We start from the raw sequence: 21,404 nt of genomic DNA, 5'->3' as shown, positions 1-21,404 counted from the left end.
ATGCTCGAACGCGATACGCGCGTCCACCATTTCCACATGGCCGACGTGCGCCGCAAGCGTGCCACTGCGCGGCGCGCCGTGGCTGTTGGAGAGTTGTATGCAGGCAGCGCTTATGAAGATCTCGCGCATGGCCGCCTGCCCAAGGGCGACGCCATCGCCATGGCCGAGATCGCCGGCCTGCAAGGCGCGAAGAACGCATCGCAACTGATGCCGCTATGCCATCCGTTGCCGCTGGAATACATCGACCTGCGCTGCGAGCGCGTGCCGGAACGCCAGTCCATCCGCGTGTACTGCGAAGTGGCCACCTTCGCCCGTACCGGCGTGGAGATGGAAGCGCTGGCCGGCGTCAGCGCGGCCCTGCTTACCTTGTACGACCTGACCAAGCCGGTGCAGCCGGCCTTGTCGATGGGTGGCACGCGCCTGCTGTTCAAGGAAGGCGGCAAGAAAGGGCTGTGGCTGCATCCGGACGGTATGAGCGATGCCGAGCGCGAACACTATCGTCCGCGTGCATCCGCCGGGCTTGAAGGCGTGGCCGCCGCCGTGATCACGCTCAGCGACCGCGCCAGCCGCGGCGATTACGAAGACGTCTCCGGTCCCTTGCTGGTGGAACGCCTGCGCGCGCTCGGCGCCGAAGTCGGTGCTGCCGAGCTGCGTCCCGACGAGGAAGAAGGCCTGGCCGCGCGCCTGCGCGAACTCGCTGCCGATGGCACGCGCCTGGTGCTGTGCACCGGCGGCACCGGCCTGGCGCCGCGCGACCGCACGCCCGAAGCATTGGCGCGCGTGGCCGACCGCCACGTCGCCGGCATCGGCGAACTGTTCCGCAGCGAGAGCGGCCGCCACACGCCGATGGCCTGGCTGAGCCGCGCCGACGCGGTGCTGGTGGACGGCACGCTGGTGATCGCGCTGCCCGGCAGCGCCAAGGCGGTGGCCGAAGGCATGGACATTCTCGCGCCCATCCTCAAGCACGCACTGGACATGGCGGCCGGCGGAGGCCACGCATGAGCCACGAGCTGCTCGAACCGAACGAAGCCGTGCGCATCATCCTGGAGCAGTGCGCGCAGGCGCCGGCGGAAGACTGCTGGAGCGAACTGGCGCTGGGCCGCGTGCTGCGCGAGCCGGTGGTCAGTGGCGCCGCGGTGCCGCCGTTCGACAACTCCGCGATGGACGGCTATGCGCTGGGCGGCGGCGCCGCAGCCTTGCCGGCCGGCAGCGAATGGCTGGTGGAAGGCGAGCAGGCGGCCGGCGATGCCATGCGCGGCCGCGCGCGCGGCGCCTGGGAAATCATGACCGGCGCGGCGATGCCCGAGGGGCTGGACCGCGTGATCCCGGTCGAGCAGACCGAGCGGCTCGAAGCGCCGCATCGCGTGCGCCTGCTGGCCGAAGTGGCGGTGGGGCAGAACGTGCGCCTGGCCGGTTCGGACGTCGCCATCGGCGAGACCGTGCTGGCCGCGGGCACGCTGCTGGGGCCGCAGCATCTGATGCTGCTGGCCTCGCTGGGCGTGGCGAAGCTCAGCGTCACCGCGCGTCCACGCGTGGCGGCGCTGTGCACCGGGCGCGAACTGATCGACGACCCCGCCGTGCCATTGGCGCCGGGGCAGATCCGCAACTCCAACGGTCCTTTCCTCGCCGCGCGCATACCCGCGGCCGGTGCCGAACTGGCGCACGCCGAAACGGTGGGCGACGACGTCGACGCCTTTCTCGATGCGGTCGACCGTGCTCGCGCGGCCGGCGCGCGCATCATCATTTCCACCGGCGCCGTGTCGATGGGGCGCTACGACTTCGTGCCGGTGGCGCTGGAACGCCTGGGCGCGCAGGTGCTGTTCCACAAGGTGGCGATCCGCCCCGGCAAGCCGCTGCTGTTCGCGCGCCTGCCGGACGGCACGCTGTTCTTCGGCCTGCCGGGCAATCCGGTCGCGGTGGCGGTGGGCCTGCGCTTTTTCGTGGAGCCGGCGCTGCGCGCGATGCTCGGCCTTGCGCGCGAGAAACCCTGGCAAGTGCCGTTGGCCGCGAGCTTCGTCAAGAAGCCGCGCCTGCATTTCTATCTGAAGTCGCAACTGGCGGTGGACGAGCGCGGACAGCTGTCGGCCACCGCGCTGCACGGCCAGGAGTCGTACCGCATCCGCCCGCTGGCGGATGCCAATGCCTGGGTGCATATCCCGCTCGACGCCACCGAGCTGCCGGCGGGCAGCCTGGTCGAGGTCTACGGGCTGGGCCATCTGGAAAGTCCGTCGTGGGGTCGCGCATGAAGACCCGGATCGCGCTGTACGGCGCGCTGCGCGAGGCCGACCCGCGCGGCTGGCTTGAACTCGACGTGCCGTCCGGCAGCACCATTGCCGATCTGCGCGAGTTATTGGCCGCGCATCTGCGCGAGCGCGCGCCGCAGGTCAACGCGGGCTTGGTGCGCATCTCGGCCTTCGCCAGCGCGGAAGAGATACTGCACAACCACCGCGAGGTGCCCGACGGTGTCGAATTGGCGGTGCTGCCGCCGGTCAGCGGAGGTTGAGCGTGGAAAGCGTGATGGACGATCTGCACGTGGCGGTGGTCGAACGCGCCGAGGCCGCGCTGGACGTGGCTGCGGCGCTGGACTTCGTGTCGGACCCGCGCTTCGGCGGCATCGCGGTCTTCGTCGGCAAGGTGCGCGACTTCAATGTCGGCCGCCACGTGGTCGGCATCAGCTACGACCTGTTCGTGCCGCTGGCCCTGCGCACCTTCCAGGCCATCGGCGAACGCGCGCGCGCCGACGTGGGCGCGCCGCTGAAGCTGTATATCGCCCACGCCAAGGGCGACCTGGGCCTGGGCGACCTCGCCGTGGTGGTCGCCGCCGGCACGCCGCATCGCGCCGAAGCCTTCCGCGCCTGCCGCCTGGCGATCGAGGCGGTGAAGCATGAGGCGCCGATCTGGAAGCAGGAGCATTACGTCGACGGCGACAGCGCCTGGAGCGAAGGCTGCTCGCTGTGCGAGTCCCCGGCGGAAGAAGCGCACGATGCGGCCGGGCATGGCGGTCATGGGCACGCCCACTGAGCCGCCGCGCTGTCTCGGCGTGGTGCTGGCCGGCGGGTTGTCCTCGCGGATGGGGCGGGACAAGGCGCTGCTGTCCTGGCGCGGCAGGCCGCTGATCGAGCATCAGCTCGAGGTGTTGCGCGAAGCCGGGGTGGACGAGGTGCGCGTCAGCGGCATGCGTCCGGACTATCGCGGGGTTGCCGATGCCGCGCCGCAGGCAGGTCCGCTGGGTGGCTTGGCCGGCATTGCGCAGGCGGTGCTGGACGATGCCGACCTGCTGGTGATTCCCGTCGACATGCCGCTGCTGCAAGCCAGCCTGCTGCAGCGCTTGCGGAGCGAGCAGCCGCAGGCATCCAGTGTCTCTTTCGCCGGCCATGTGCTGCCGCTGCGCTTGCGCTTGCATGCGCGCAGCCGCCTGGCTTTGTCGGAACTGATGTCGCGCGACGACCCGCGCCAGCGCTCGCTGCGCGCCCTGCAGTCCGCGCTCGGCCACGTGGAGCTGGCGCTGGATGCCGGCGAAGCCGCGCAGCTGGCCGACTGCAATACCCAAACCCAATGGAACGAGGTGGCCGGATGAAGGTGCAACTGCAGGGCCAGACATTGCGCCTGCGCATCGACGAAGCGGAGCTGGCGCAACTGTTGGGCGGCGCCGCGGTGGGCAACCGCACGCACTGGCCGGATGGCCGGCTGGAAAGCCAGCAACTGATCCTGGGCGATGCCCATGGCTGGCAGCGCCATGCCGACGGTTGGCAGGTGGCGTTGAACGGCGCCGACGTGCGCGCCTTCGCCGCGCGCCTGCCCAGCCGCGACGGCCTGGAGATCGCCTTGCCGGTACCCGGCGGCGAAGCTTTGCAATTGTTGTTCGACGTGGATGTACGGGACAGCGTGCGGCAGCGCCGTGGCAAGAAGGAGGAGGGAGCATGAAAGGCGGATACCGCTTCCTGGCGCGCTGGCTGGCGCCGCTGTTGTTGCTGTCCGGTACGGTGGCGCTGGCGGCCGACGCGCCGGTGCTGCGCGTGGCCTATGCCGGTTCGATGGGCGTGGTGATGGACCAGTCGCTCGGCCCCGCCTTCGCCAAGGCGCACGACGCGCGCTTCGAAGGCGTGGGGCAGGGTTCTTTCGCGTTGGCACGCCTGCTGGCCGGCAAGCAGATGCAGGCCGATGTGTTCGTCGCCATCACGCCGCCGCCGATGAAGGTGGTGCGCGATGCGGGGCTCGCCGAGCGCGCCGTGCCGGTGGCAAGCACGCGCATGGTGGTGATCTACGGCCCCAAGAGCCGTTTCGCCAAGGATTTCGAGGCGGCGGCGAAGGGCAAGAAGACCTGGTACGAAGTGCTGCGGCAATCCGGCCTGCGCATCGGGCGCACCGATCCGGCCGTGGACCCGCAGGGCGCCAACGCCTTGCTGACCTTGCAGCTGGCCGAGACCTACTACCACCAGCCCGGTCTGCTGAGGGACATCGCCGGCGAGCTGCAGAACCCGCAGCAGATCTTCGCCGAGCCTTCGCTGATGTCGCGCCTGGAGGCCGGCCAGATCGATGCCGCCGTGGGCTACGCCAGCGCGGCGTTCTCGCATCATCTGCCGACCATCGATCTGCCCGACGAGATCAACCTCGCGCAGCCTTCCATGCAGGAGGCCTGGTACAGCAAGGCCAATCTCACCCTGGCCGACGGCAAGGTGCTGAAGGCGCAGCCGCTGGTGTTCTACGCCGCGGTGCTGAGCAATGCGAAGCAGGCGCAGCTGGCCGCCGACTTCGTGCAGCTGCTGCAGTCGGCCGCGGGGCAGGCGATGCTGCACGAACGCGGCTACGACCCGCCGCACGGCGAGGCGCTGTGACCTCAGCGCCCGGCATGGCGCGCTACCGTCCGCGGCTTTCCGCGCTGCCGGCGGCGCTGGCCTTGCTGCTGCTGGCCACGCCGTTCGTCGGCCTGCTGCTGGCCACCGACTGGCGGCATTTCGGTTTCGCGCACGGCGACGGCGGCGCGGTGCGCGTGTCGCTGGGCTACAGCCTGATCGCGCTGGTGCCCATCGTCGCGCTGGGCACGCCGCTGGCGTGGTGGCTGGCGCGGCATCGCGTACGCGGGCAATGGCTGGTCGATGCGCTGCTGCTGGTCTCGCTGCTGACGCCGCCACTGGCGATGGGCCTGCTGCTGGCGTCGATGTATGGGCCTTATGGCCCGGCCGGCCATCTGCTGGAACGAGCTGGCGTGCTGCTGACCAATTCGGCGCCGGCCTTCATCCTGGCGCAGTTCTACGCGGCCTTGCCGTATTACGTGATGGCGGCGCGCACCGCCTTCGAAGGTGTGCCGCGCGAGCTGGAACAGATCGCCCTCACGCTGGGCTATTCGCCGTGGCGCAGCTTCGTGCACGTCAGCCTGCCGCTGGCGCGGCTGGGGCTGGCAGCCGCAGTGGCCTTGGCGTGGGTGCGCGCGCTGGGTGAGTTCGGCGCGGTGCTGATCGTGGCGTACTACCCGCAGGGCATCCCGGTGAAGCTGTGGGTGAACCTGCAGGACATCGGCCTGGATGCGGTGTATCCGCTGCTGTGGGTGTTCTTCCTGGCGGCGTTGCCCTTGCCGCTGGTGCTGGGCATGGCCGTGCGCAGGCGCCTGGCGTGATGCGCATCGATTACCGCATCGAGCAGCCGGTGGCGCTGCATGCCAGCTTCGAAGTAGCCGGCTTCACCGTGCTGCTGGGCGCGAGCGGCGAGGGCAAGACCTTGCTGCTGTCGGCGATCGCCGGCCTGATCGCGGCGCGCGGCGAACCGTTCGACGGGTTGCCGCCGCAGCAGCGTGCGGTGGGTTATCTGCCGCAGGGCCACGCGCTGTTTCCGCATCTGCGCGCGTGGGAGAACGTTGCTTTCAGCCTGCGCGGCGCGCAGCGGCGCGCGCAGGCCCTGCAGTGGCTGGAGCGCGTGGGCATGGCGGAGCTGGCCGAGCGCTGGCCGGCTTCGTTGTCCGGTGGGCAACAGCAACGCGTGGCCTTGGCGCGCGCACTCGCGCGCAAGCCGAGCCTGCTGCTGCTGGACGAACCCACCTCGGCGCTGGATCCGGTCACGCGCGACGAAGTGCTGGCCGAACTGATCGCCGAAGTGCACGAGGCCGGCATTCCCGCCCTGGCGGTGAGCCACGATCCGGCGCTCGCCGCGGTGGCCGACCGCCTGGTGCTGATGCACGGCCGCCGCATCGTGCAGATCGGCACGCCCGAAGAGGTGCATGCGCAACCGGCCAGCGGCGCGGTGGCGCGCCTGCTGGGGCTGCGCAACGTGCAGCGCGGCCGCGTCGCCGGCTCGCCCGGGGCGCAGCGCCTGTCCTGGCCCGAAGCCGAAGCCAGCCTGCCGCTGGAGACGCCGCTGCCCGACGGCACCCTGGTCGATTGGCATATCGCGCCCGCCGCGGTGCGCCTGCACGATCAGGCCGTCGCGCCGGCGGATGCCATCGCCGCCGCGTTCGAACTGCGCCAGACCGCGCCGCACCGCAGCTATCTGGGCATGCGCTGCGGCCAGGCGCGGCTGTGGGTGGAGCCGCCGGCGGGCTACGAGTTGCCCGCGGCAAGCGCGGTGTCCTTGCCGCCGCAGGCGATCCGTTGCTGGCCCTTGGAAAACGGCAGCTAGACATGCCCATCCCTGGCCCGTATCCGGCAGCGGGCCTATCATCGCCTCGATCGACGGCATGCACGACGCGGTAACCCCATGAGCGCCCACCCCAAAGACACCGACCTCGACAAAAGCATCCAGCCCTACGAGGGCCCGGCCGGCGGCTGGGGCGCACTGCGCGCCGTGGCCAAGGCGATCCGCGACCAGATGGCGGTGGCACGCTCGGTGGAGGCGCTGCAGCGCGCCAACAAGCCGCTGGGTTTCGATTGCCCGGGTTGCGCCTGGCCCGACCCGCGCCACACCTCCTCGTTCGAGTTCTGCGAGAACGGCGCCAAGGCGATCACCTGGGAAGCGACTTCCAAGCGCACCACGCCGGAATTCTTCGCGCAGCACACGCTGTCCGAATTGTGGGAGTGGACCGACCACGCGCTGGAAGACCAGGGCCGCCTGACCCACCCGATGGCGTACGACGCGGCGCAGGACAAATACGTGCCGGTTTCCTGGGACGAAGCCGCCGCGCGCATCGGCGCCGCCATGCGCGCGCTGCCCGATCCGACCATGGCGGAGTTCTACGCCTCCGGCCGCGCCTCCAACGAGGCCGCCTTCCTGTACCAGCTGTTCGCGCGCGAATACGGCTGCAACAACTTCCCCGACTGCTCGAACATGTGCCACGAGGCCTCCAGCGTCGGCCTGCCCGAAGCGATCGGCGTGGGCAAGGGCACGGTGCAGCTGGAAGACTTCGAGCAGGCGGATGCGGTGTTCTGCATCGGCCACAACCCCGGCACCAACCATCCGCGCATGCTTGGCACCTTGCGCGAGGTATCGCTGCGCGGCGTGCCGATCGTGGTGCTGAACCCGATGCCCGAGCGCGGCCTGGAACGCTTCACCTCGCCGCAGGATCCGGCCGAGATGCTGACCGGCCGCTCGGTGCCGATCGCCACCACATATTTCAAGCCGAAGATCGGCGGCGACATCGCCACCATGAAGGGCATGATGAAGTGGCTGTTCGAAGCCGATGCGGCGGATCTCGCCGGCGGCGGCAAGGGCGTGCTGGACCGCGACTTCATCGCCGAACACACCACCGGCTTCGAAGCCCTGCGCGACGACGTGCTCGCCACCTCGTGGGAAAGCATCGAGCGCGCCTCGGGCCTGACCCACGCCGAGATCGAAGTGGCGGCCGGCATCTACGCCGCCGCCGAGAAGGTGATCTTCTGCTACGGCATGGGCATCACCCAGCATCGCCACGGCGTGCAGAACGTGCAGCAGTTGCTCAACGTGCTGCTGCTGCGCGGCAATCTAGGCAAGCCCGGCGCCGGCATCTGCCCGCTGCGCGGCCATTCCAATGTGCAGGGCGACCGCACGGTGGGCATCACCGAGAAACCCAACGCCGCCTTGCTCGACGGCATCCGCCGCGTCTACGGCTTCGAGCCGCCGACCGCGCATGGCCACGATGCAGTGGCCGCGGTGAAGGCGATCGGCGAGGGCCGCTCCAAGGCGCTGCTGTGCCTGGGTGGCAACCTGGCGGTGGCGATGTCGGACCCGCAGGCGACCTTCCCGGCGATGCGCAAGCTCGACGTGGTGGTGCACGTGGCCACCAAGCTCAATCGCTCGCATCTGATTCCGGCGCGCGAGGCCTTCCTGCTGCCCTGCCTGGGCCGCACCGAGATCGACCTGCAGGCCGCCGGCCCGCAGTCGGTGACGGTGGAGGACTCGATGTCGATGGTGCATGCCTCGCAGGGCCGCCTGCGGCCGGCATCGGAACATCTGCGCTCGGAGCCGGCGATCGTCGGTCTGCTCGCGCGCGCCACGCTGCCGCAGTCCCGGGTGGACTGGGAAGGCATGGTGGCCGACTACGACCGCATCCGCGACAACATCGAGGCGGTGTTCCCGATCTTCGCCAACTACAACGAGCGCGTGCGCCAACCCGGCGGCTTCCACCTGGAGAACGCCGCCGCGCTGCGGCGCTGGAACACGCCCTCCGGCAAGGCGCGCTTCCTGCTGGCCAAGGGGCTGGACGAGGACGCGCCGGCGCCCGCCGACCTGCTGCGGCTGGCCACCATCCGCTCGCACGACCAGTACAACACCACCATCTACGGCTACAACGACCGCTACCGCGGCATCACCGGCCGGCGCGACGTGGTCTTCGTCAATCCGGACGACCTGGCCGAGCGCGGCCTGCGCGAAGGCGACCGCATCGACGTGGAAGCCAGCGCCGCGGACGGCACGCCGAACGGGCGCGCGGTGCGCGGTTTCGTGGCGGTGCCGTTCGGCATCGCGCGCGGCTCGGTGGCGATGTACTTCCCCGAAGGCAACGGCCTGCTCGCGCTGGACGAACACGACGCGCGTTCCGGCACGCCGGGCTACAAGTCGATCCCGGTGCGGTTGTCCGCATCGCGCGAACCGGCGGCGGCCTGACCGCCATGCCGCGCTCCGGACTCGCGCGCCGCAGCGTCACCGTCCGCCAGGGCAACGACCTGCGCCAGGGCGAGGACTGGCTGGCCGAGGAAGCGCCGGTGGAGCTGCGCTACAACGGCGAATCCTTCGCGGTGATGATGGCCACGCCGGCGGATCTGGAAGACTTCGCCTATGGCTTCTCGCTGACCGAAGGGCGCGTGGCGCGTGCAGGCGATATCCGCGGCGTCGCCATCCACGAGCAGCTCGAAGGCTATGTGGTGGACGTCGATGCGGGCGAAGTGGAAGGCGTGGATGAAGACTCCGCGCGCCTGCTGCCGGGGCGCAGCGGTTGCGGCCTGTGCGGCAGCCGCCATCTGGAAGACGTGCTGCGTCCGCTGGCGCGCGTGCCGGACGGCCCGCTGCTGGAACCTCATGCGCTGGAGCGCGCGCTGGAAGCACTGGCGCCGCATCAGCAGCTCAACAGCCAGACCGGCGCGGTGCACGCGGCGGCATGGGCATCGCCGGCCGGCGACATCCTGCTGGTGCGCGAGGACGTCGGCCGCCACAACGCGCTGGACAAGCTGCTCGGCGCCTTGACGCGCGCCGGCATCGATCTGCGCGGCGGCTTCGTCCTGGTCACCAGCCGCGCCAGCTACGAGATGGTGACCAAGGCGGCCAGTCTCGGCGTCGGCGTGCTCGCCGCGATTTCCGCGCCGACGGCGCTGGCGGTGACGCTGGCGCAGTCCTGCCATCTCACGCTCACCGGCTTCGTACGGCCCGGGCGCCACGTGGTCTACAGCCATCCGCAACGCCTGAGCGACATGGCGCAAGCGCCGTGATCATCCGCCCCACCCACAGCCACTCCGTGCGCACCCTGCTGTTTGCGCTGAAGGGTTCGATCATCCCCATCATCTGGCCGCGCGTGCTCTATACCGTGCTGCTGTCGCTGGTGGTGGTGCTGGCCGACTGGAAAGGCGTGGCACTGCATTTCCGGCTGGACGCGGCGCCGCTTACCTTGCTGGGGCTGACGCTGGCGATCTTCCTGGGCTTTCGCAACACGGTGGCCTACCAGCGTTGGTGGGAAGGCCGCTCGCTGTGGGGCGAGCTGGTGATCGCGACGCGCAATCTGACGCGGCAGACGCTGTCCTTCCTGGCGGATGCGCCGCTGCAGACGCGCCAGCAGCTGGTGCATGCGCTGATCGGCTACACGCATGCATTGCGCCATCACCTGCGCGGCACCGATCCGGAGGTGGACCTGCGCCGCTGGCTTCCGGCCGATATCTGCGCCGTCGCCATCGCCGCGCCCAACCGGCCCAATGCGATTCTCGGCATGCTTGGCGAGGCCTATGCCAAAGAAGCGCGCGCAGCGGGCGTCGACGGCATGCTGCTCGCGTCGATGGACAAGGAACTCAACACGCTGTCGCACGTGCTCGGCGGTTGCGAACGGATCAAGGGCACGCCGATTCCGTTTGCCTACATCCTGCTGTTGCACCGCACGGTGCACGTGTATTGCTTCATGCTGCCGTTCTGCCTGATCCATCCCTTCGGCTGGCTCACGCCGGTGGCGGTGGGCGTACTGGCGTATACCTTCTTCGGCCTGGATGCCATCGGCGAGCAGATCGAGGACCCGTTCGACCTGCTGCCGAACGACCTGCCGCTGGATGCGCTGAGCCGCACGGTGGAGATCAACCTGCGCAGCCTGCTGGGCGAAACCGAGCTGCCGCCGCCGCTGCAGCCGGAAGACTACGTGCTCACCTAGCAGGCGCGTACACCGCTCCTTGAATGCCGGCCGGCGATGATCCGCTTGCCGCTTTGTCCGCGAGGAACCTGTCATGAATCAGCGCTTCGATGCCGTGGTGATCGGTGCCGGCCAGGCCGGCCCACCGCTGGCCGAGCAACTGGGCAGGGCGGGCAAGCGGGTGGCGGTGATCGAGCGCAAGCTGGTGGGCGGCACCTGCGTCAACACGGGCTGCATTCCCACCAAGGCGATGGTGGCGAGCGCTTACGTGGCGCATATGGCAGCACGGGCGCATGAGTATGGCGTGCGCGCCGAGGCGGCCGCGCAGGTCGACATGCAGCGCGTGTGGGAACGCACCCAGGGTATTTCGGGCAAGTCGCGCAACGGTGTGGAGCAATGGTTGAGCGGCATGCCCCAGGTCAGCTTGCTGCGCGGGCATGCACGTTTCGAATCGCCGCACAGCCTGCGCGTGGGCGACGAGTTGATCGAGGCGGAGTCGTTCTTCGTCAATGTCGGCGGCCGCGCCAGCGTGCCGGACTTCCCGGGCATCCACGACGTTCCCTTCCTCACCAACACCGGCATGATGGAACTGCACGAATTGCCGGAACATCTGATGATCGTCGGCGGCAGCTATATCGGCCTGGAGTTCGGGCAGATGTTCCGGCGTTTCGGTTCGAAGGTGACCATCGTCGAGCGCTCGGAACGCTTCCTGCCGCGCGAGGACGCCGACGTGGCCGATGCGGTGCTGGCGATGCTGCGCGGCGAGGGCATCACCGTGCACCTGGGCGCCGAATGCATCGCGCTGGAGGGCAAGGCCGGCGCCATACGCATCAAGGCGCGCGGCAACCAGCTATGCGAACAGGCGGTGGGCACACATCTGCTGCTGGCGGTCGGCCGCCGGCCGAATACGGACGACCTGGGCCTGGAGCGGGCCGGCGTCGCCATGGACGAGCGCGGCAATATCAAAGTCGACGACCACGGCCGCAGCAGCGTGCCGCATATCTGGGCGATGGGCGACTGCAATGGCCACGGCGCGTTCACCCATACCTCGTACAACGACTACGAGATCGTCGCCGATGCCGTACTGGGGCAGGGCCGGCGGCGCATTTCCGACCGCATCCAGGCCTATAGCCTGTTCACCGATCCGCCGCTGGCGCGGATCGGCATGAGCGAGCAGGAGGCGCGCAAGTCGGGCCGCGAAGTGCAGGTCGGCTCGCGGCCGATGGCGCGGGTGGGGCGTGCGGTCGAGCGCGGCGAGACCACGGGTTTCATGAAGGTGGTGGTCGACGGCGCCAGCAAGCAGCTGCTGGGCGCGGCGATCTTCGGCATCAACGGCGACGAGGCCATCCATTGCCTGCTGGATACGATGTACGCCAGGGCGCCGTATACGACGGTGTCGGAGGCGGTGCATATCCATCCGACCGTGGCCGAGCTGCTGCCGACCACGCTGCAGAGCCTGAAGTAGCGTAGGTTGGGGTGAGCCGTAGGCGAACCCCAACATCGCATCGATGGAGCCTGCCGCATGGTTGGGGTTTTCACCCCAACCTACGCCGGGCGTTACGCTACCGCTTCGGCGCGGCGCGCCAGCTTGCGGGACACGAAGCGCATGCCGACGCCGGCCACGCACAGCAGCAGCGCCGCCAGCTTCATGTGCGCGCTGAACAGCGCCACCGCGCCGAACAGCACCGCCACGAACAGGTCGCGCAACAGCCAGCTCCAGGCGCGCGGCGCGGGCACGTCCGGCGCCAGCTTGCCGATAAACGAGGCATAGCCCCAGGACGCGGCCAGGAACAGGTAATTGACCATCAGGGACAGTGCATAGATCAGCATGCCTTCGCTGGATTCGCCGTTGGCGGCAGTCAGCAGCACGCGGATCACCACCGGCATCAGCGACACCATGCTCAGTACCGCGAGGGTGAGCAGGGTCATCGGCGTATCGACGTGGCGCAGGTGGGTGAGCACGCGGCGGTGCTGGATCCAGACGCCGCCGACGATGAAGAAGCTGAGGAAGTAGATCAGCAGCGGGGTAGCCCACTGTGCGATCAGGCTGTGGGCGCCGGCGGCTTCTTCCGGCTTCAGTTCCACCGCCGACAAGGTGAGCGCGATCGCGAAGACGCCATCGGACAGCATCACCAGGCGGTCGAAATGACGCTGGTGCACGTGATGCTCCCGCACGGGCAGCTGATGATTGGATTCCACGTTGACCTTCCCCCGGGTTGAGGCGGTAATGATGCACTAGTGGGTGGGGGGATCGTAAGGTGTTGCGAGGGTGAATCCTTCGCCCCTCCGGGGGGAAGGTGGCGGCAGCCGGATGAGGGGTGGCTCTAGCGGGAGCGCTTCTACAGCGTGAAGAAAAAGCTCTTAGGTTTTTTTTCGACCCTCCGCTCAACGCTCCGACCGGCCCCTCACCCCAACCCTCTCCCCGGAGGGGAGAGGGGGCGGGTTGCGCGAGAGTGTGGTGTTTGGCGTTGGTGCACATGCATCGCCGTGAAGAAAAAGTGCATGCAACCCTTCACTATCATTCGGACGTCTAAACATCCGATCGCTTGCACAGGAAACGGTTGACAATCGAGTGACAGCGATGCAAGTTTGCCGCGAACCCGAACGGAGCCGCTCCTTCGGGTTTTATAGGGGGCGGGATTTAGATCGATCCATGTAAGGGATTGCCGGGCCGGTCTTGGGCTACAGGCGCATCGCTTCCTACGCGCACTCGCTTGCCTTCGTGTCGCCGTGCGGCACGTTCATCTCGTCCATGGGCTCAAGCCAGCGATGGGGATGACGATGATCGAAGCGACACAGCGCCTGCCGTCCACGACTGCTCTTTCCAGATGCGTCCGCTCCAGGCATGCCCTGGCTCTTGCACTGGCCATCGCCGCGATGGCTTCCGGCGGGGCGCGGGCCCAGTCGACCACCGGAACGATCTTCGGCCAGGTCGCCGCCAGCGGCGGCGAGACGGTGCTGATCGAGAACGCCAATGGCTTCCGGCGCGAGGTGGGCGTCGATGCGCGCGGCCGCTACGTCGCCGCGCAGCTGCCGCTGGGCACCTATACGGTGTCGCTGCGGCGCAACGGACAGACCGTGGACTCGCGCAACCAGGTGGCGCTGCAGGTGGGCGCGGGTACCGATGTGTCCTTCATGGCCGCCGTTGGCGCGGGCAAGCAGGCCACCAATCTCGGCGCCGTCACCGTGGTGGGCAATGCGCTGCCGGCCATCGACGTCACCAGCGTCGATTCGCGCACCGTGATCACCGCCGAACAGCTGGCCAGGCTGCCGCTGGCGCGCTCGGCCGAGGCTGCCGCGCTGCTCGCTCCGGGCGTCAACCGCAACAGCGCCAACTTCACCACCGCTACCGGCAAGCCGCTGGTGAGCTTCGGCGGTTCGGCGGCTACCGAGAACGCGTATTACATCAATGGATTCAACACCACCGACCCGCTCAACGGGCATGGCGGCATCACGCTGCCGTACGGCGCGATCGATCAGCAGGAGGTCTACACCGGCGGCTACAGCGCGCAGTACGGGCGCTCCGACGGCGGCGTGATCAACCAGGTGGGCAAGCGCGGCAGCAATGCCTGGCACTTCGGCGCCCAGGTGTTGTGGGAACCCTCGTACGCGCGCAGCGACTACACCGATCTCTACTATGCCAACGGCATGCCGGCCTCGCCGGTGGCGGGGCGGCTGTACGACCCCAAGAGCGGCAACAAGCTGTGGACCACCACGGTCAGCGCCTACGCCGGCGGTCCGCTGGTCAAGGACAAGCTGTTCTTCTTTCTTGCCGGCGAGTTCGAGCGGCAGCAGGGCGCCAACGTCAATGCGGTGGACAACAGCAAGCCCTACCAGACCTACCGCTACGACAGCCCGCGCTGGTACGGCAAGCTGGACTGGAACATCAGCGACAACCATATCCTCGAGTTGACCGGCGCCTCGGACAAGCGCAAGGGCAGCGGCGCGGTCTACGACTACGACTACACCGCGCGCCGCCAAGGGGCGCTGATCAACGCCGACGACAACACCAAGGTCGGCGGCGACCTCTACGTCGCCAAATACACCGGCTATCTCACCGACAACCTCACGCTGAGCGCGATGTACGGCGAGATGAAGACGCGCGACTACGACGTGCCGGGCAGCTACGACGGCGACCTCACCTACGTCAGCGGCATCACCAACCAGAATCCGGCCTTGAACGGCGGCACGCCGCGCGGCAACAACCAGACGGTCTCCACGCTCTACGATCCGGCGCGCGGCAACAAGACCACCAATACGCGCCTGGACCTCAGCTATCACCTGGGCGACCACATGCTCAGCATCGGCATCGACAACCAGCGCTCGGAAGCGCTGAACCAGGGCAACCGCAATGCCGGCCCCGGCTACACCTGGCAATACGGCCATACCAATACGCCGAACCTGCCGCTGGTCTCGGGCCTGGGCGTGCCGGCGCCGGCGGGTTTCCCGAACGGGCAGGGCGGCTACTACGTGCAGAAGAACGTCGCCAACAATGCGGTGAGCGTGCGTTCCATGCAGCGCGCGCAATACGTGGAGGACAAGTGGCAGGTCAGCGACCGCTGGCTGCTGTCGCTGGGCCTGCGCAACGACCAGTTCACCGACTACAACCCCAGCGGCGCGGCCTTCATCACCCAGACCAAGCCGCAGTGGGCGCCGCGGCTGGGCTTCAGCTGGGACGTCAATGGCGATTCCAGCTTCAAGGTCTACGGCAACGTCGGCCGCTATTACCTCAGCATGCCGCTCAATCCGGCCACCGGCGCGGCGGCCGGCTATGTCAGCACGCAGCAGTACTACACCTATGGCGGCATCGCCGCCGATGGCACGCCCACCGGGTTGACGGTGATGTCCAATCCGGTGTCGGCGAACAATTCCTTCGGCATTCCGCCCGACCCGCGCACGGTGACCGCGCAGAGCATCAAGGCGGAGAACCAGGACGAATTCATTCTCGGCTTTACCAAGGCCGCCGGTTCCACCTGGGTCTACGGCGCCAAGCTGACCCAGCGCATCCTGCGCAATGCCATCGACGACTTCTGCGACGTCAACCGGGTGTTGGACAAGGCGCAGGCGCTGGGCTACGACATCGCCTCCAGCAACAGCTGCTATCTGATCAATCCCGGCCGCGCCAACACCTTCAACCTGGTCACCACCGGCGGGCAGCTGGTCGGCGTGCCCATGAGCAATGCGGAGCTGGGCTTCGATCGCCTGAAGCGCCGCTACTACAGCCTGGAAACCTTCCTGGAGCACCCGTTCGACGGCACCTGGTACGGCAAGCTCGACTACGTGTTCTCGCGCAGCTACGGCAATACCGAGGGCCAGGTGCGCTCGGACCTGCTGCAAGGCGGCGCCTCGGCCAGCGAGGACTGGGACAACTACGCCATCATGGAGCACACCAACGGGCCGCAGAACAACGACCACACCCACGTGCTGAAGCTCTACGGCTATTACCAGCTGACGCAGGAGTGGCAGCTGTCCGCTAACCTCAGCGTGCAGTCGGGCAATCCGCGCATCTGCCTGGGCTATTACGGGCCGGATCACACCGATCCCGTGGGCTACGGCAATGCCTACCACTATTGCGATGGCCAGCCGTCGCCGCCCGGGAGCCATGGCCGCCTGCCGTGGTTGCATCAGCTGGATCTGGGCGTGACGTATCGCCCGCTGTTCGCGGCCAAGCGGCTGGCCTTCAATGCCAACGTGTTCAATGTCTTCAACGAGCAGCGGCCGACCTTCCTGCAGCCCAACTCCGAGCAGGCGCCGTATTCGCCCAATCCGCTGTTCGGCACGGCCTTGTATCGGGAAGATCCACGCTATGTGCGTGTGAGCGTGAGCTACGACTACTGAGGACAGGACGCAGCGTCGCACCGGAGGACACCATGCCGCCTGGCCGTGTCTCCCCGGCGGCCTTGCCCCTATACTCCGCGGCCATTCGGGCAGCGCCAGGCTTTCGGCGTTGCCTAGTTCACCGCATCACCCGCCAAAGGCTTTATCCGTGACTCTTACCAGGGGCGAGTCGCTGATCCCGCATCGACGCGCCGTCCGGCGCGCCTGCCTGCTCGTGTTCGCCGCCTGCCTGCTGGCATGGCAACTGGCGGCGCAGGCAGCGCAGCTGCCGCTCACCCTGTACGACCAGGGCAGCGGCCTGACCAGCCTCTCGGTGGTGCGCATCTACCAGGACCGCGAAGGCTTCGTGTGGGTGGGCACGGAGAAGGGCCTGTACCGCTTCGACGGCATGGCCTTCAGCCAGGTCGGCGCGGAGCAGGGCTTCCAGGTTTCCGAGGTGATCAGCTTCGACGAGGACGTGCGCGGACGCCTGTGGGTCGGTTCGCGCGCGGGTCTGCAGCTGCGCGAGAACGGCCGCTTCGGCTGGGTGCGCCCCGGCGGCAAGCCGCTGCTGGCCGATCGCGGGCAGACCTTGGCGGCCGACGATGCCGGCGGCATGTGGCTGGTCAGCGCCAACCGCCTGCTGCTGCTCAGTCCCGATGGCGCCAGCCGCTGGAAAGTGACGGCGCCTTTCAGCGACGCGCAGCGGCAGGCTTTTGCCGGACTCGACAAGGTCAGCGCGGTCTTCCACGCCAACGGCAGCACCTGGTTCGGTTGCGGCGACGAGCTGTGCAGCCTGCGCAATGGGCAACTGCGCCGCTACGGCGCCGATGCCGGCGTGCCGGCCGACAAATGGCTGGGTTTCCTCGCCGCTCGCGACGGCAGCCTGTGGGTGCGCGGCATCCACACGGTGCGGATGCTCGCACCCGGCAGCGACCAGTTCGTCGCACGCGACATGCCGGGCAACAGCGCGGACGTGGCGGCATCGAGCATCGATATCGCGCAGGACCACGAAGGCCGCGTGCTGACGCGCAGCTCGACCGGCCTGGCGCGCTGGGACGGCCACCGCTGGGAATTGTTCGGCACCGACGACGGCCTGCCCAAGGTGGGCGTGTCGGCGCTGATCGTCGACCAGGACGGCACCTTGTGGATCGGCACCTACGGCCGCGGCCTGCTGCACTGGAGCGGCCGCGACGCGGTGGAGAACTGGACGTCCGCGCAAGGGCTGAGCGGCTCGCTGATCTGGTCGATCAACCGCGCGCCGTCCGGTGCGGTGTGGGTGGCCGACGACTGGGGCGGCAGCGTGATCGGCGCGGGGCAGGACCATGCCGAACCCTGGCCGCTCGCGGTGGCGCCGCCGCACCAGACGCGCACGGTGCTGTCGGCCGCGGACGGCTCGGTGTGGTACTTCCTGTTCGACGGCCGCGTGCTGCGCTACGAACCGGACAGCCGCAAGACCACGGTGGTCGCCACCTTGCCGTTCCTGGTGCGCGGCGCGTTCCAGGACAGCCACGGGCGCTTCTGGGCCTATACGCTCGGCGGCCTTTATGCGATCGATGGCGCGACCGGCCGGATGGAGCGCGCGGCGCCGGATCTCATTCCCACTTCGATGTGCTCGGATCTCGCGGAAGATCGCGCGGGACGCCTGTGGGCAGCCTGCCGCGCCGGCCTGTTCCGTTTTGCCGACGGCCGCTGGACGCACGTCAGGGTGGCGCCGGAAGAGGCGCTGGGCGGCTACGAGAACGTGGCCGTCACACCGGATGGCCAGCTCTGGCTCAGCTCCTTGCAGCCCGGCCTGCTCGGCGGCCCGGCGGGCGACGCCGACAGCGTGACGCTCACGCCGGTGGACGATCCGCTGCTGGCCGATTCGCGCGTGTACTTCCTGCGCGCCGATCGCCGCGGCCGCCTGTGGGTGGGCGGCAACAACGGCGTGGATGTGCTGAACGCGCAGCGCTGGACGCGCCTGACCTCGCGCGACGGCCTGCTGTGGGACGAAACCAACCATGGCGCCTTCCACGCCGACGAGGACGGCTCGGTCTGGATCGGCACGCCGATCGGACTGTCCCATCTGCTGAAGCCGGAAGAGCTGCTGGCGCCGCGCGAGCTGCATCCCTGGCTGGTCTCGGCGTTCTACAACGGGCACGAGCTGGCGGGTAAGCAGGCGGAAGCCGACTTCGGCGTCGGCGGCGCCCTGGTGTTGCGCTTCGCGGTGCTGGGCAACAGCTCGGGCAGCCCGGTGCGGTTCCGCTACCGCCTGTCCGATATCGACAACGACTGGGTGGAGGCGTCGACGCGCGAGGTGCGCTACGCCGCGTTGCCACCTGGTACCTATCGTTTCGAACTGCAGGCGGTCGACGAAAACCAGCGGCGCTTGTCTGCGCCGATCAGCCTGGGCTTTACCTTGAATCCGCCGTGGTGGCGCAGCACGCCGGCCTTCGCCGCCGCGGCCTTGCTGCTGCTGGCCGCGATCGTGCTGGCCTGGCGCTGGCGCGTGCGCGTGCTGGTCAAGCATGCGCAGCGGCTGGAGCAGGCGGTGGCGGTGCGCACCGAACAGCTGCAGAACGCCATGCGCGCACGCGGCATGCTGCTGGCGCGCATCAGCCACGATCTGCGTTCGCCGCTGGCGGGCATCATCGAAAGCGTGCGGCAATGGCGGCAGGGCAGCCGGCGGCGCGACTATCCGGCGCTGATCGAAGGCAGCGCGCGGCAGCAGCTGGACCTGATCGACGAGTTGCTGGAGTTCTCGCGCGACGAGCTCACCGACCTGGAACTGGTGGAGGCGCCCGGCTATCTGCACGCCTTCCTGCAAAGCGTAGCCGAGCAGGCGGCGCTGCCGGCGGAGCGGCGCGGCAACCGCTTCGTCACCCGCTACGCGGACGATCTGCCCGCCCTGGTCCGGCTGGATTTCCGCCGCCTGCGCCAGGTGCTGGCCAACCTGATCGGCAATGCCGCCAAGTTCACCGACGACGGCTATATCCAGCTCACCGTCACCGCCGCGCCCACCGTGCCGGGCAGGGTGCAATTGCAGGTGGCGGTGGAAGACAGCGGCATCGGCATCGAGCCTTCCGAACGCGAGCGCCTGGCGCAGCCGTTCGCCCGCGGCGGCAATGCCGCGCATTACGACGGTTACGGCCTGGGGCTGGCGATCGTCACGCAGATCCTGGGGCGCATGGGCAGCCGCCTGAACATCGACGCCGCGCCCGGCGGCGGCAGCCGCTTCGGCTTCGTGCTGGACGTGGCGCTGGCCGACGAGGCGGAGCTGGATCAGGAGCTGTCGGCCGAGGGCGGCGGCGATATCGACGGCGCGGGGCGGCGCATCCTGGTGGTGGACGATCATCCGCAGAGCCGCGACATGCTGTGCGATCTGCTGGACGGGTTCGGCTTCGAGAGCGTGCCGGCCGGGTCGGGCGAAGAAGCGCTGTCGGCCTTGCGGAAGCAGGCCATCGATCTGGTGGTGACCGATCAGTTCATGCCGGGGATGGATGGGTGGGCGTTGTTGCGCGCACTGCGAAGCGCATATGCGGCGCTGCCGGTGCTGCTCTATTCGTCATTGCCGCCGCGGCGTATGGAGGATGGCGTGGCGTTCGACGATGCGTTGCTCAAGCCGGCGAGTGGGAAGCTGTTGCTGGAGCATGTCGATCGCCTGCTGTCGGGCGTAAACAGCGAAACCTGACAGATTGAAACTCTTCTCCCCGCCGGGGAGAAGATGCCGGCAGGCAGATGAGGGGCGGGTGCTCGCGGCAGCGCTTCTACGAAGCGAAGAAAAGCTCTTAGGCTTTCTTGGCCTTCCACTCACGACTCCGCCCGGCCCCTCACCCCAACCCTCTCCCCGGAGGGGAGAGGGAGCAAAAGCTAGTGCTCGCCGGTGGTCACACCCGGCAACCGCGCCAACGCCAACTGCTTGCGCAGGCTCTGCACCACCCCGCGCGTCGCCGCCGTCAGCGCCATCCCCGACAGGCTCAGCAGATGCACCGGCGTCGGCTCCGGCTCGAACTCCTCGAACACCCGCTGCAGCCGGCTCGCCTTCAAGTCATCCGCGCAGGCATAGAGCGGCAGCTGCGCCACGCCGGCCCCTTCGCGCGCCGCCACCAGCAGCGTGGACAGATGCCCCGTGCTCAGCGGCCCCGCCGGCTTGCGCACGCGCGCGCCGCGCAAAGCCCATTGGCGCGAACCGCCGGCGCTTGGATAACCCAGGCAATGCCGGTCTTCCAGCTGGTCCGGATGCGTCGGCGAACCCAGGCGGCGGAACAGGCGCGGGCTGCCCACGGTCACCATGCGCACGTGGCAGAGCTTGTGCGCCACGATGTCGCCGCGGTCCGGCATCTTGTCGTCCATATGCAGGGCCAGGTCCACGCGCTGCGCCAGCAAGGCCTCGACGCCGCCGTTCATGCTCAGCGAGAGATGCAGGCGCTCGTGTTGCGCGGACACCGCCACCAGCGCCTGCGACAGCAGGTCGCCGGCCAGGTCCGGCACGTCGATGCGCACGCGGCCGCCGGGATTGCCCGCCGCGTCCTGCACCGCATGGATGGCCGCTTCCGCCGACTCGCACATCAGCAGGGCATGGCGGTACACCTCGTTGCCCAGCGGCGTCACCGCGAAGTGGCGCGCGTTGCGCAACAGCAGCTGCGCGCCGAGCCGCTGTTCCAGCCCGACGATGCGGCGGCTGAGCAGTGAGCGCGTCATGCCCGTCTGCCGGGCCGCTGCGGCGAAACCGCCGGCCTCGATCACGCAGGTCAGCAGATAGAGGTCGTTGAGGTTGTCGGTCAGGAGCATGGTGCGGATACGGCCGGGCCAGCGCCGGAGCGGCGACGGACGGGAGCTTAGGTCCGCGCCAACCGGCCGGACTTTGCCTGGGCGGACCGCC

At 68.8% G+C, this 21,404-nt stretch carries 17 protein-coding genes; 15 read left to right on the top strand and 2 right to left on the bottom strand.

Translation table 11 applies throughout. From position 1 onward, the window contains the following. The 13 genes from moaCB (at position 1) to KK141_RS10155 (ending at position 12,188) form a co-directional block, all read left to right on the top strand. Complete coding sequence (moaCB, locus tag KK141_RS10215; RefSeq protein WP_250901676.1) at positions 1–1,002, top strand: bifunctional molybdenum cofactor biosynthesis protein MoaC/MoaB; 1,002 nt, start codon at positions 1–3, stop codon at positions 1,000–1,002. Further along, complete coding sequence (glp, locus tag KK141_RS10210) at positions 999–2,246, top strand: gephyrin-like molybdotransferase Glp (protein WP_250901675.1); 1,248 nt, start codon at positions 999–1,001, stop codon at positions 2,244–2,246. The genes moaCB and glp overlap by 4 nt, the downstream gene beginning before the upstream one ends. Then, positions 2,243–2,503 (top strand): MoaD/ThiS family protein, encoded by a 261-nt coding sequence (locus KK141_RS10205; protein WP_214570503.1) that lies wholly within the window; start codon positions 2,243–2,245, stop codon positions 2,501–2,503. Before glp ends, KK141_RS10205 begins: the two co-directional genes overlap by 4 nt. 14 nt (positions 2,504–2,517) lie before the next feature. Further along, positions 2,518–3,021, top strand: coding sequence for a molybdenum cofactor biosynthesis protein MoaE (locus KK141_RS10200; RefSeq protein WP_214570504.1), 504 nt, complete (start codon positions 2,518–2,520; stop codon positions 3,019–3,021). Further along, positions 3,005–3,577 (top strand): molybdenum cofactor guanylyltransferase, encoded by a 573-nt coding sequence (locus KK141_RS10195; protein ID WP_214570505.1) that lies wholly within the window; start codon positions 3,005–3,007, stop codon positions 3,575–3,577. Before KK141_RS10200 ends, KK141_RS10195 begins: the two co-directional genes overlap by 17 nt. Continuing rightward, positions 3,574–3,924 (top strand): hypothetical protein, encoded by a 351-nt coding sequence (locus KK141_RS10190; protein WP_214570506.1) that lies wholly within the window; start codon positions 3,574–3,576, stop codon positions 3,922–3,924. Before KK141_RS10195 ends, KK141_RS10190 begins: the two co-directional genes overlap by 4 nt. Continuing rightward, positions 3,921–4,835: an extracellular solute-binding protein gene (locus KK141_RS10185; RefSeq protein WP_214570507.1), complete on the top strand. Its 915-nt coding sequence runs from the start codon at positions 3,921–3,923 to the stop codon at positions 4,833–4,835. Before KK141_RS10190 ends, KK141_RS10185 begins: the two co-directional genes overlap by 4 nt. Further along, positions 4,832–5,614 (top strand): ABC transporter permease subunit, encoded by a 783-nt coding sequence (locus tag KK141_RS10180; RefSeq protein ID WP_214570508.1) that lies wholly within the window; start codon positions 4,832–4,834, stop codon positions 5,612–5,614. The genes KK141_RS10185 and KK141_RS10180 overlap by 4 nt, the downstream gene beginning before the upstream one ends. Further along, on the top strand, positions 5,614–6,609 hold the full coding sequence (locus KK141_RS10175) for an ABC transporter ATP-binding protein (RefSeq protein WP_214570675.1): 996 nt from the start codon (positions 5,614–5,616) through the stop codon (positions 6,607–6,609). Before KK141_RS10180 ends, KK141_RS10175 begins: the two co-directional genes overlap by 1 nt. 78 nt (positions 6,610–6,687) lie before the next feature. Next, a complete protein-coding gene (locus KK141_RS10170) occupies positions 6,688–9,006 on the top strand; it encodes an FdhF/YdeP family oxidoreductase (RefSeq protein ID WP_214570509.1) in 2,319 nt (772 codons plus the stop codon). Positions 9,007–9,011: 5 nt separating this feature from the next. Continuing rightward, complete coding sequence (fdhD, locus tag KK141_RS10165; RefSeq protein ID WP_214570510.1) at positions 9,012–9,824, top strand: formate dehydrogenase accessory sulfurtransferase FdhD; 813 nt, start codon at positions 9,012–9,014, stop codon at positions 9,822–9,824. Beyond that, positions 9,821–10,744, top strand: a complete 924-nt coding sequence (locus tag KK141_RS10160) for a bestrophin family ion channel (protein ID WP_214570511.1) — start codon at positions 9,821–9,823, stop codon at positions 10,742–10,744. The genes fdhD and KK141_RS10160 overlap by 4 nt, the downstream gene beginning before the upstream one ends. 73 nt (positions 10,745–10,817) lie before the next feature. After that, positions 10,818–12,188 carry an FAD-containing oxidoreductase gene (locus tag KK141_RS10155; protein WP_214570512.1) on the top strand — a complete coding sequence of 457 codons (1,371 nt, stop codon included), beginning with the start codon at positions 10,818–10,820 and terminating at the stop codon, positions 12,186–12,188. 92 nt (positions 12,189–12,280) lie between these two features. Here KK141_RS10155 and KK141_RS10150 read toward each other — a convergent pair whose 3' ends face one another. Continuing rightward, the gene (locus KK141_RS10150) at positions 12,281–12,922 is read right to left on the bottom strand and encodes a TMEM175 family protein (protein WP_214570513.1); all 642 of its coding nucleotides are present in this window, start codon (positions 12,920–12,922) and stop codon (positions 12,281–12,283) included. A gap of 678 nt (positions 12,923–13,600) precedes the next feature. Here KK141_RS10150 and KK141_RS10145 point away from each other — a divergent pair. Both KK141_RS10145 and KK141_RS10140 read left to right on the top strand, forming a co-directional pair. After that, a complete protein-coding gene (locus KK141_RS10145) occupies positions 13,601–16,561 on the top strand; it encodes a TonB-dependent receptor plug domain-containing protein (protein WP_250901691.1) in 2,961 nt (986 codons plus the stop codon). A gap of 148 nt (positions 16,562–16,709) precedes the next feature. Further along, positions 16,710–20,213, top strand: coding sequence for a two-component regulator propeller domain-containing protein (locus KK141_RS10140; RefSeq protein WP_214570515.1), 3,504 nt, complete (start codon positions 16,710–16,712; stop codon positions 20,211–20,213). Between the two features lie 179 nt (positions 20,214–20,392). Here the strand turns inward: KK141_RS10140 and KK141_RS10135 are convergent, their stop codons facing one another. Beyond that, a complete protein-coding gene (locus tag KK141_RS10135; protein WP_214570516.1) occupies positions 20,393–21,313 on the bottom strand; it encodes a LysR family transcriptional regulator in 921 nt (306 codons plus the stop codon). Positions 21,314–21,404 lie beyond the last annotated feature (91 nt).

Source organism: Dyella sp. LX-66 (assembly GCF_018599165.1).
GTDB lineage: Bacteria > Pseudomonadota > Gammaproteobacteria > Xanthomonadales > Rhodanobacteraceae > Dyella_D > Dyella_D marensis.
The sequence above is the reverse complement of the archived record's forward strand: the minus strand, read 5'-3'. Positions and strand labels throughout refer to the sequence as shown.